The organism is Pseudoalteromonas arctica (genome assembly GCF_012927645.1).
Lineage (GTDB): Bacteria > Pseudomonadota > Gammaproteobacteria > Enterobacterales > Alteromonadaceae > Pseudoalteromonas > Pseudoalteromonas arctica_A.
In genome coordinates this window covers 62,172-73,619 of record NZ_JABBMT010000019.1, presented here as the reverse complement: position 1 = coordinate 73,619, position 11,448 = coordinate 62,172, and the positions used below count along the sequence as shown (strand labels likewise).

Annotated in this window: 13 protein-coding genes and 1 pseudogene; 3 read left to right on the top strand and 11 right to left on the bottom strand. The window is 38.8% G+C overall.

The window, feature by feature from the left end:
* Positions 1 to 269: pseudogene (locus tag HHO47_RS19190) on the top strand (IS1634 family transposase); the annotation flags it as partial.
* Between the two features lie 20 nt (positions 270 to 289).
* On the opposite strand, the gene glnB reads toward HHO47_RS19190, so the two are convergent.
* Complete coding sequence (glnB, locus tag HHO47_RS12660; RefSeq protein WP_169020616.1) at positions 290 to 628, bottom strand: nitrogen regulatory protein P-II; 339 nt, start codon at positions 626 to 628, stop codon at positions 290 to 292.
* Between the two features lie 193 nt (positions 629 to 821).
* On the opposite strand from glnB, the gene HHO47_RS12655 reads away from it, so the two are divergent.
* Entirely contained in the window at positions 822 to 1,397 is a 576-nt protein-coding gene (locus HHO47_RS12655) for a pilus assembly FimT family protein (protein WP_169020615.1), read from the top strand.
* Positions 1,398 to 1,475: 78 nt separating this feature from the next.
* Positions 1,476 to 2,003 (top strand): GspH/FimT family pseudopilin, encoded by a 528-nt coding sequence (locus HHO47_RS12650; protein WP_169020614.1) that lies wholly within the window; start codon positions 1,476 to 1,478, stop codon positions 2,001 to 2,003.
* 6 nt (positions 2,004 to 2,009) lie between these two features.
* Here HHO47_RS12650 and HHO47_RS12645 read toward each other — a convergent pair whose 3' ends face one another.
* The 10 genes from HHO47_RS12645 to lspA form a co-directional block, all read right to left on the bottom strand.
* The gene (locus HHO47_RS12645) at positions 2,010 to 2,435 is read right to left on the bottom strand and encodes a type IV pilin protein (protein ID WP_169020613.1); all 426 of its coding nucleotides are present in this window, start codon (positions 2,433 to 2,435) and stop codon (positions 2,010 to 2,012) included.
* Between the two features lie 10 nt (positions 2,436 to 2,445).
* A complete protein-coding gene (locus tag HHO47_RS12640; RefSeq protein WP_169020612.1) occupies positions 2,446 to 5,586 on the bottom strand; it encodes a pilus assembly protein in 3,141 nt (1,046 codons plus the stop codon).
* A 1-nt stretch (position 5,587) separates the two neighbouring features.
* On the bottom strand, positions 5,588 to 6,100 hold the full coding sequence (locus HHO47_RS12635; protein WP_169020611.1) for a pilus assembly PilX family protein: 513 nt from the start codon (positions 6,098 to 6,100) through the stop codon (positions 5,588 to 5,590).
* The gene (locus HHO47_RS12630) at positions 6,088 to 7,083 is read right to left on the bottom strand and encodes a PilW family protein (protein WP_169020610.1); all 996 of its coding nucleotides are present in this window, start codon (positions 7,081 to 7,083) and stop codon (positions 6,088 to 6,090) included. Before HHO47_RS12630 ends, HHO47_RS12635 begins: the two co-directional genes overlap by 13 nt.
* Before the next feature lies 1 nt (position 7,084).
* Entirely contained in the window at positions 7,085 to 7,648 is a 564-nt protein-coding gene (pilV, locus tag HHO47_RS12625) for a type IV pilus modification protein PilV (RefSeq protein WP_169020609.1), read from the bottom strand.
* 130 nt (positions 7,649 to 7,778) lie between these two features.
* On the bottom strand, positions 7,779 to 8,480 hold the full coding sequence (locus HHO47_RS12620; protein ID WP_169020608.1) for a LytR/AlgR family response regulator transcription factor: 702 nt from the start codon (positions 8,478 to 8,480) through the stop codon (positions 7,779 to 7,781).
* Positions 8,477 to 9,517: a sensor histidine kinase gene (locus HHO47_RS12615; protein ID WP_169020607.1), complete on the bottom strand. Its 1,041-nt coding sequence runs from the start codon at positions 9,515 to 9,517 to the stop codon at positions 8,477 to 8,479. Before HHO47_RS12615 ends, HHO47_RS12620 begins: the two co-directional genes overlap by 4 nt.
* A gap of 38 nt (positions 9,518 to 9,555) precedes the next feature.
* Positions 9,556 to 10,485, bottom strand: coding sequence for a 4-hydroxy-3-methylbut-2-enyl diphosphate reductase (gene ispH, locus HHO47_RS12610; RefSeq protein ID WP_169020606.1), 930 nt, complete (start codon positions 10,483 to 10,485; stop codon positions 9,556 to 9,558).
* Positions 10,485 to 10,943, bottom strand: coding sequence for an FKBP-type peptidyl-prolyl cis-trans isomerase (gene fkpB, locus HHO47_RS12605; RefSeq protein ID WP_169020605.1), 459 nt, complete (start codon positions 10,941 to 10,943; stop codon positions 10,485 to 10,487). Before fkpB ends, ispH begins: the two co-directional genes overlap by 1 nt.
* Positions 10,940 to 11,440 carry a signal peptidase II gene (lspA, locus tag HHO47_RS12600; protein ID WP_145237265.1) on the bottom strand — a complete coding sequence of 167 codons (501 nt, stop codon included), beginning with the start codon at positions 11,438 to 11,440 and terminating at the stop codon, positions 10,940 to 10,942. The genes fkpB and lspA overlap by 4 nt, the downstream gene beginning before the upstream one ends.
* Positions 11,441 to 11,448 lie beyond the last annotated feature (8 nt).

Here is an 11,448-nt window from a genome sequence, read left to right as displayed (position 1 = left end):
CGTTACTCATGGTAATGACTTGCTGCCTAATGGTGTACGCGGGGTTAGAGCATCAAATTCGCAAAACCTTAGTCGAGAAAGATTGTTACTTCCCAAATATGAAATACAAACCTGATCAAAGGCCAACCGCACGTTGGGTATTCCAGTGTTTCGAAGGAATAAGCATTATATATTTACCAGACAAAATTCCTATCGTTGCCAATTTGGAAGCGCGCAATCAAACCATCATTGATTGTTTGGGTAAACAGTATCAGAAAATTTATTCTTAAAGTGGGTGCGGAAGATCGGGTTAAATCGCTTCTTCATCTTCTTCAGCAGTACGAATACGCACTACACGCTCAACGTCAGTGACGAAAATCTTACCATCGCCAATTTTGCCTGTTTGTGCAGTTTTAACGATCACTTCAATCGCACGGTCAACATCGTCATCACCAAGGACAATATCAAGTTTTACTTTTGGTAAAAAATCAACCATGTATTCAGCACCACGATAAAGCTCAGTATGTCCTTTTTGACGGCCAAAACCTTTCACTTCACTGACAGTCATACCAGTAATACCTACATCAGACAATGCTTCACGAACATCATCAAGTTTAAATGGTTTAATTATTGCTTCAATTTTTTTCATTATTAGTCGCTATTCTTATATTGCCGATTGAGTCGATTTTAGACAATCCTGCACTTCATAGCAAACAAAGCAATTGAATTACGGTGATTTAATCGTCAGCAATGGTATGATTATTAAAAACCTAACAACTATACTCACAATATGATTTTTTAGTATCACTATTTTGTGAGTTACCTAATACCTTAGGATGTATATGAATAAGTTACAACGTGGTTTTACACTTTTAGAATTAATGGTCACTATCGCTATTGTCGGTATTGTTGCTACGATAGCTTTTTGGGATAGCAGTGACATGCTAGAAAACAACCGAGCTGAAAATTATTTGCTGGAGTTAAAACGTAACATTAGTTATGCCCGCTCTCAGGCCGCAAGCACTGATGAAATAGTTATAATATGTCCAGTTTCATATAAAGATTTCAAAAACAAAAATGACTCTTTTGAATGTAAAGAAACATGGGACGGAGATACAACTATTGTTATTTTCATTGATAAACTAACTACTAAAAATGATCGAGAAGATAAAAAAGCAACATACCTGGCATCAGAAGATTCATTAATTAGTGTTATTGAACGAATAAGTCATAATGACAAACTCAAGTTCACGGGCAATGAAAGAATGTTACGCTTTGATACCAGTGGTTTGATATCTTATAACCCCGGAGATTTTATTTACTGTCCAAACAGTGATAATAAAAATAACAAAGCGCTAACAGTATCTCAATCAGGCACATCATTTTATGTTGGTGAAACATTAACAAAGTGTGATTAAAAAAACACCGACCAACTTGGACATATTTTTGTTATTTACTAAACTGAGTTGATAGCTTATTAATTCGGGACTTCAAGGATGAAGTTATTATTAAAAAATAAAGGTCTAACGCTAATAGCGCTCATTGTAACTGTGGCCATTGTCAGTATCATTAGTCAACTATTGTTCTGGTTTTATCCTGATTTTTTAGCAAAGAACCGCTTGAATAATCATATAAACTTGCTCTACCGAAATATTAATTATGGCCGTTTATATGCTATTGAAAATGACACTTACGTCACTCTTTGCGCACTCAAAAAGAGCAAATGCATTAAGGACGAGTGGCAAGGGCAAATGTCTCTATTTATCGATAAAGATAAATCAACTACATTAGATAATAACGAACTGTTATTAAGTATATTTGAAAAAGCAAATGAAGCAGATAGCTTAGAGTATCCTCGTAGTGCAATTACGTTTCGACCTGATGGTTCGTTAAATGGTTTTCAAAATGGCACTTTTATATATTGCCCTAATAGCGATAAAGCCAATCTTGAAGGATTGGCTTTATCTGTAAGTCAAACTGGCAGAATTCGCATTAAATCAACTGACAAATGCCAAGAAGAATAACCTTAATTACCTTCCCCAGCAGTAGTCAATATCTTCCCCGTCGTTTGTTTTAGCACCTTTAGCACCTTTAAGACCTGTATCAGTTATAAAAAGCTCAGTGCAATCACCGTCTCCTTTTACCGGCCCCGCAATAGGTTTAGCTGTGACGGTGAAAGCATTTTTATCAACCACTTTAATAGTTAATTCAAAATGTTTATTCTCTGTCTTACTTTGAACCCCTAAATCACTCAGTAGTTCTGTATATTCTCTATTATCCACAAAATACTGCTCTTCTTTATTTGCAGCGTCTAATAATGCTGCTACAGCCTCAGCTCGTGATGCTCGCTTTACATACTCAGTGTAATTAGGCAACGCTACTGCTGCTAGAATCCCGACAATTGCAACAGCAATCATTAATTCAATTAAGGTAAACCCATATTGCTTTTTTATCATTTGAATCTCCTTAATTGTTAACTTCATCATTCTCTTCGCGTTTATAAATATATGTTTGCCGAGTTTTAAAGCCAAAGCCAATGGGCTCTTTATCATTAACCAACTTAATTTTACCATCAACCACTTTTAAACCAGGTCCTGTAATTTCCAGTGGTTGGAGTGGGTTTTTAGCATTGCCACCTTTTATGCCCGGTCCAATTAAATAGAATTGGCTTTTAGGTACTTTTGAAGAATCATCATCGCACTTTCCATTACCATCGCTATCGGCGCAAGTAGAGCCAAAATAAAGCTGCGGTGTATCAGGTACTTCTGTACTAGTTGCAAATTTCAAATCATCGTACACTTTAGTCCCATAGTGCAAATGAAAGGCATAAAGTGAGCCGCCACCACCACTGAGTGAGCATTGATTTTTAGTCGATGACTCTGAAGCAGGTGTGAAAGATGTAAAATATGCAACGCCGCCAATTACTGCTGCCGCTGCTAATGATTTTTCCCCTGCAGCCAATCTATATCGCCACCCTTTAAATTCGCCAAGCTTAGCTTCTAATGCAATGAAGGCAGTTACGTTATTTAACGCATGACCAAATGGATCATCATTCATAACCATTAAATCAGTCGGTTTGATGACTGCAGGTTTTTTACCTGTCGTGAATGATTTTGTCACTGTATTTTCATCTCTAATCATAAACAACTGATCTGCTGTTTCAGCGTCATTAGGATTCGTTCTTTTACCACTACCAATAACAATGGCTTCATACGGGGTATCTAATCGCGTGGTCACTCCCCCTTTTATTGTCACTTTGCTAAACATAGTTCTTGCCACTAACGGCTTATAAAAAAAGCGCCTATCAACACTCCCACCTAATTCAGCTAATTTAAAGTGACTGAACTCCCCAGTCTTCTCCCCTGGCATATCTATACGCCAGATATTACCCCCAGTATCTGCTGCATAGATTCTGTCAATGTAGCCGTCATAATCAGAATCAAGCAATGTAAGGTCTGCGGCAATACTATGTGTACCTTCAAAACTATTATTATCCAATAGTGACCAAAGTCTTATTCCTGTAGTTGCATCAACAATGTAAACATTATTACCTACTGAATCTGCTCCAGAGCTGATATCTTTATTTTCATCGTACCCACCACCAAAAACGAGTACTGGCTTATCACCAAACGCTTTTATAAATGCTACTTGTGGCTTCGACCATGTTTGGCCAAGCTTTGTAAATTCTCCTTTACCACCTTCTATAATCCACTTTAATTCGGGAGAGTCAGGAGTTGTGATATTAAAACCATAATAATTTCTCCCTCCTCGGCGCATTCCTGCAAACGCCCATACTTCATCGCCTTTAGTTGAATCTACAATGCCGTCGTTAACATTGTCACCATTTAAACTTTCATTTTTAGAATACACAGCAATAGGCCCATCCATGCCATACTTTTTGCCTGACTCTTTATCTTTAAGTGGTTTAAGAATATTAAAAAGTGCAGAAGGTATAAACGCCCAACTTTCATCTACTTGATTATTCTTATCATCATCTTTAAACATATGTAGGAAGCCTGCATTTGTGCCAATCAAAATTCGTATATCATCGTTACCGTAATCAATTGCTACAGGCTTAGAGTGCAGCGGGTCACCAAAAATATCATTGCGGACAGATGACGATGAATTCTCATTATCAACGTCTACACCGCGAGCCCAGCTTATAAGATCCTCAAACTCACTCACTTTAACATTAAAGTCAGGTACATTATCGTCATCTTCCATTTCTTCTAAACCTAACTGACTGCTGAGGTCATCGAGGTTAAAATTTCCCATATCTGTAAATATTTGACGGTCATCAATATCCGCTTTAGTCATATCTGCTAGCATGACATTTACACCACCACTTTTTACTGAGTTCCCATCTGCTGACTTATTTTTATCCCAAAATGTAGCTGCATCTGTACTTATTAACCCATCACTATCAAGTGCAGCATTACTCTTTGCATCAATAATCGTATTACCAGACACTTTTAATTTTTTTAAATTCCCTCGCCAACGTGTACTTAAATCCGGGTAAAACATAGCAAAGTAAATGGCATCTCTACTTCGTGTTTGATCAACATTGTTACTTGCAAAAGACGGTGATATAAACGTACTATTTTCACTTCTAATATCTGAAACTGCTTGATTTAAGGCTTCCGTTAACTTTTCAGGAGTTGTTGCAGGTATGTTTTTCCCTCCTCCCAACGTAGCGGCTTTTTGTAGTAGCTCTTGTCCTTGTTCCGTCATTCCAGAGCCAAAGCCAATAGTATACAAACGCCCTGTTTCATTAATATCTGGCGTTTGGGGATATAAATCTTCCCTACCATGAATAATTTTAGCTAGTTGATGTAGCCAATTACTGTAATAATAATCTGAGTTATTTAAGTAACGCCCAAAATACTTATTATGCTCAGCGCTTATATCAGAATCACTGTCATTATCATTTCCTGGAGATGGGTCACCATCAGTCATGTAAATAATATTGACTGAGTTATCACAGCGTTTAGCTTCAGCTACGCTATCAGAGAAAGGGGAGATATAAGTGTAACTATATACATTTTTCCATTCCCGACAACTGCCCCACCACCAACGTATACACTCTTTACCAATAAAAACTTTATTTTCAACACTGGTATCCCGATTTGACTCACTAACTTGCTGGCCATAGTGCACACTTTGCCCTGTTATATATAAATAAGATTCCCAGAGTGTTTCCGCTAGAGGCGTTCCACCGTCAGCAGGAAGGTTACTTATTGTTGTTCTTATAGACTCAGGTGAGCTGCCAATACCATTTAAAATATAACCTCCATTAGTGCCATAAAAACGCATCAAGCCAAAATCTATGGAATCTTCATTATCTTCAACAACTTGCCCCATAGCCGCCTGAGCAGCTTTAAGTCGGCTATCAGGGCATAATATACTATATCCATATCTACTACACTCTTCACCTGTACTTGATGAGAAAGCCATACTGCCAGAAGTATCAAAAATTAATAATACTCGCGGTTTTTCATCAAGTTCTATATCTCTATTTATGTACAGTTCGATATCTTCTGATAACACAGGTAACGCAATAGCACACCCTAATATCAAAGCGAATATATTTTTCAACATGAATTTCATCTTAAATCCCCTTGCCTATACTCGCCATTTCTTGCGCTATACCTGTAACAATCGTTAATGAATGCTTACTTTTTAAACCATACTCAATAGTAGTGGAAACTTGCACCATATTGCATGAAACACCTGCCGTATAGCTATAAGTACGTGGGCAGTTTAATTCTAACCGGCCATTGTTCATATTGATCATAATACTTTTCATTTCACTGCCAGGTAATGATATGTTTTTCTCATTTATAGTAATGACAGAGGTATCATCAGTTTTTGTTTCATTTGGTGTAAGAAAAAAGCTGCTTGCAGCTCCTTTTGCTGCCTCTGTTACAATTACTTTTTGCACTTCGCCTATTAATTCATTTTCAGCGACTTCTCGCTCTTGTGCAGCATTGGTAATTTTAATATCAATAGTACTACTACTCATCAGAGTAACTGCAATACCAGTTACGGCAACAACCATGATCAATGCTACAATTAACACGACACCCTGTTGCTTATTTGGTAGTAACTTTAAATTTTCCATAGATTTCCCCCAACGTTACTTAAACGAATAGTAGTGGTGAATACGGTGCGTCTGTAGTTATCATTAAATGTTAGTTCTCGCTTACCCGAACCTTCTCCAAGTATATATTTTTGATTATTAATTTTAATTCCAGGGTCGGGTTGCAGTGTTCTGACTAATAAAAATAGTTGTAAGGTCAAAATTCCTTTACGATTTTCCCAATCAGTCGGTGTCATATCTCCGATACTTTTATAGATATCGACTCGGCTATCGTGAGTAGTATCGAGACCAAACATAAAGCGTATATTTTCAATACCTTCCATGATCGTTTCTGATGTCATACCATCATTAACTAACCGCTTACGTTTTAATACAGGAACTGTTATTTTTTTATTATTTACTGTATAAGTTTGCTCGGCAATATAATAAACATGATGGCTATAAGGCCATATTGTGGCATTACCGTTAGTAGGGGTGTACTTACCTGTTACAAACATGGCATTCTCTTGCTCTGCAACAAAGTAATTAACCTTATCTATCGTTTTATTAATGTTATTAGCAACATTATACTGGGGATCACCCTGTAAAAATTTAAGTTGTAGAATATCAGAATCTTTAGCTGCATCACTGATGCAATTTAGCTCATTGTTGCTTTTGGCTGTTTTTGCGTAAATGGAGCGAAAGTTACTGCTGCTGTTTAAATCTGGGAAACTGCCATTATTTAATCCTTCACGACAGTCAGGGGCTTCGACAGCTGAAGTAACAACAGTATTAGCTGTAGTAAACGAATCATCATAATAAGTACCCCAAAAACCAACCTGCTCAATATCTCGTTGCATTATATTTATAGCTAATCGGCCCGACTCTTGTAACTCTCCTATAGCCATAGTGTCTTTAGTGGTCACTTTCATTCCAATATAAGTAAACATAACACCACCAAGTATAAGCCCACCAATAAACAAGGAAATCATCACCTCTATAAGCGTAAAACCTGTTTTTTTCATGTTAGCTCCTTACATAAATATAGCTGGTAATGACCACTAAGCGACGCCTTTTATCAGCTGTACCACACGCAACACTCTCTGTATCTTTATTTGCGGAAAACTCTTGGCGCCCTTGCCACGTTACTATAACCTCTAAATTAAACCCTTTCCCTCCAGTACCAGCGACTGCCTCAGGATTAATACATACTGTTGCATTATCTAAAGAGCCAGTGTTTTCTCGTGCACGTATTGCGCGTTTCCATTGTTCAATGTCATGGTTTGCAATCTCCTCAGCATTGCAACTGCCACTAAAACAAGTTGCCGATGAGTTTGCCTTAGTTTCACTACTGCTAAACTCTTGTTTATAAAATGTTGCTAACTGAGGAGTGTCATTTGCTCGTATCCGTTGAATAATGTCATTACCTAAAGCAACTGCTGCTGCTCGTTGCATAGAGTCAAAGCTGGCTTGTTTAGCTTTTGCTTGTAGTGCAACAGCACCGAGCAGGCCAAAGCTTAAAATCACAAACGCGATTAAAACCTCTATTAACGTAAAACCATGTTGCGATGTATGCTTGATGAACCTCATAGTACACCCAATATAAAACTATCTGATTATAAGGATATGCTAATAATATGTAGATACAAGATGGGTTAGGATGAACGGTTATATTTGTTGATGAATGGTTATATGCATTTTGCTGCAAAAGTTAATGTGTTTAAAGATGCTCTTTTACTGTTTTATAAGCGCGTCTACTTACTGGTAATAAACAACTGCAACCTTCTAATAAAACCACATGACTGCCATCTTCAGCTTTTTTTAGAGCGATTAGCCGGGACAAATTAATCACTATCTTGCGGTGAATTCGTAATAACTGTGTTGGATAATCCTGCTCGAGTTGCTTTAAGCTTTGATCAAGCAATGCCTCACCATGAGTAAAAACTAAACGCGTGTATTTCTCTTCAGCTATAACATAACACACATCCTCTAATGCCACACTGCGTGTCACCCCCGCAAGCTGATAACTGATTGCCGCTGGGCGTTGCTTTTGTAGATGGGCGCGTGTTAAACGGCCTAGTTGATCTATTGCTTTTGCTAAATTTTGCTCCGTCACAGGTTTTACTAAATAACCCGCAGCACTGAGTTGCAAAGCTTCTAAGGCATGTTCAGGATGAGCGGTTACGAAAATTATAGCTGGGGGGACAGACAACTTGTTCAATTGTGTTGCAACTTCTAAACCGCTCATAGCAGGCATATCAACATCCAGAAATACAATATCAGGAGCCTGCTGCTTCACTTGTTGCAAAGCCTCGTTGCCATTATTTACTTGTGCTGCATGGTTATAGTTTGGGTAATGAGCAAGTAATCGCTGTAAGCGAGCACGTGCTAATGGTTCATCATCAACTATGAGTACCTTCATGCTTGCTCCTTGGCATTATTAATAGCTAAAGGCAGTACTAACTTGACCCGAAAAATATCACCTCGTGTTGTCATTGTCAGCTTTGCATGACCTTGATAATAAAGATCTAACCGCTGGCGAATATTATTCAGTGCCATGCCATTTCCTGAGCGTTTTTGCTGCTGCGACGAGATTGGGTTTTCAACTAAGATAACTAACGAGCGTTTACTAATATGTAACTCGACATAAATTATAGCGCCAGTCAATGAAGGCTCAACACCGTGACAAACAGCATTCTCTAGCAGTGGTTGTAATGTTAAGCACGGAATAGTTATCTCTGGCAGTTGTGCCGGTAATTGCCAGTTGACTTGTAAACGATCAGCAAACCGCCAGCTTTCAAGCGCAATATATTGCTGAGTCAGTGCGATTTCATCACTTAGTGCAGTCTCTTTCCCCACTCGCATTGCCGCTTGAGATAATGCCGCGAGCGCTAAAATCGCTTGCTCTGCAGCCTCTGGATCATAATGAGTAAGCTCCGCTGCGGTATTGAGGCTGTTGTATAAAAAATGCGGACGAATACGTGCCTGTAAGGCATCTAGCTCTGCGCGAGCCAACGCATTAGTTTGCTGCTCTTTTTCAAAATGAATAGTTAAAAATTGAATAAATAATGCGGTGACTAAAAAAGCGACTAATAAGTTTCTTAAAATAAACTGATAAGTATGTTGTTGTGCAATAAAGTCGCCTCCATAGGTCACTAACAATCCGCTGAAAACCGCCGTTGTAAGTAGTAATGAAGCCATTAAAGCACTTAATTGCCAAGGCTGACTCAAGTGTGCAAGTGGTTTACGTAGTAAGTAAAGCCAAGTTAGACTAGACAAAAATGTGAGATGTAAAAACAGACTGATCCCGCCGAGGCGGATCCAAATATCATCCGCAGTTGCAGGAGCGAAAGCTAGTATAGTGGCGATAACTTGCGCAACGACTAAAGTAGCAAGTACGCCGCGTTCTTTAAACAGCGCCGCAAAAAGCAAAGTATTGGTTTGCACCGACTTGCTCATTGCGCGCTCCTTAAAAAAGTCCGGTCAGTACGCTACGGTTAGCGTAGCTCAACGGGTACAGCAAATACGATATTCTCTACTTCGCCTGGATTTTCAATAACCTGTTTGCCACCTAACTCTTTAAGGCGATTAATCACTTGCTGAACTAGCACTTCAGGGGCTGACGCACCTGCGGTAACACCCACACTGTTGATACCATCAAACCATGATGCTTCAACATTACTAGCATCATCAATTAAGTAAGCAACAGTACCCATTTTATCAGCAAGTTCACGTAACCGATTTGAATTTGAGCTATTTTTAGCGCCCACAACTAATAGCACATCTACTTTATCAGCCAAGTCACGTACCGCATCTTGGCGATTTTGTGTGGCGTAACAAATATCATCTTTACGTGGGCCATCAATCGCTGGAAACTTACTTCTTAAACCATCTATAACATCTGCGGTATCATCAACCGATAATGTAGTTTGACTACAATAAAATAAGTTATTTGGGTTTTTCACGTTTAGTTTAGCAACATCTTCAGGCGTTTCAACTAAATAAATACCACCTTTAGCGTTATCGTATTGCCCCATGGTACCTTCAACTTCAGGGTGACCATGATGACCAATTAAAATACACTCGATACCTTTACGACTCGCGCGGGTCACTTCCATATGCACTTTAGTGACCAATGGGCATGTTGCATCAAATACTTTTAAATCACGGCGTTTAGCTTCACTGCGAACAGCTTGTGACACGCCATGGGCACTAAAAATAACAATGCTGTCGTCTGGCACTTGATCTAGCTCTTCAACAAAAACCGCACCACGGCGCTTTAAACCATCAACCACGTAGCGGTTATGGACAACTTCATGGCGCACATAGATCGGTTTTTCAAAGATATCTAACGCACGTTCAACGATACTAATTGCACGGTCGACTCCCGCACAAAAACCACGCGGATTTGCCAATAAAATTTCCATTAGTTACTTACCTTAGCAATATCGGTAACCTCTAAAATATCAACTTCAAAAGTTAAACGTTGACCTGCAAGCGGATGATTAAAATCGATGGTCACAGACTCCCCCTGCACTTCACGTACAACACCTGGTAATTCGGTGCCATCAGGCTGAGTAAACGCAATAATAGAGCCAATTTTAGCCGGCGTTTCTGGGCCAAACTTACTACGCTCTACATAGTAAATATTATCTGGGTTTGGTTGACCAAAAGCATCTTCTGGCTCAAGTTCAAATGACTTGCTATCACCAGACGCTAAACCAAATAAGCATTTTTCAAAGTTAGCCGTTAGACTACCATCGCCCATCGTTAATTTTGCTGGCTTATTATGCACTTTGGTTGAATCTGCCGCAGAGCCATCCGATAGCTTAATTGAGAAATGAAAAATGACCTCTGACTTTTCACCTATAACTGCTTGGCTCATGCTTTTTGCTCCTTAGGACTTTCGCCTGTAAAGGCATCAAATAATAATAATGCGGCACCAATACAAATCGCACTGTCGGCAATATTGAACGCAGGAAAGTTCCAGCTTTCATAATAAAAGTGTAAAAAGTCAATCACATAACCATGGCTGATACGGTCATATAAGTTGCCAATTGCGCCCGCTAATACTAACGAATAAGCACTGCATAAAATTTTATTAGTGGCAGGTAAACGTTTTAGCCACCAGATCAATAATACGCTGATTGAAATAGCGATAACGCTTAAAAACCAACGTTGCCACCCTCCCGCTTCACTTAAAAAACTAAAAGCTGCGCCATAATTATGCACATAGGTTAGATTAAAAAATGGCAATATATCAATTGATTCGCGTAGGTTCATGGTTTTAACAACCAGTGTTTTACTGGCAAAGTCTGCTACTAAAAGTAGCAAACTTAACCAAAGCCACACTAAACCACTTTTTTGGGCTAGTTTGCTCACTTCGTACT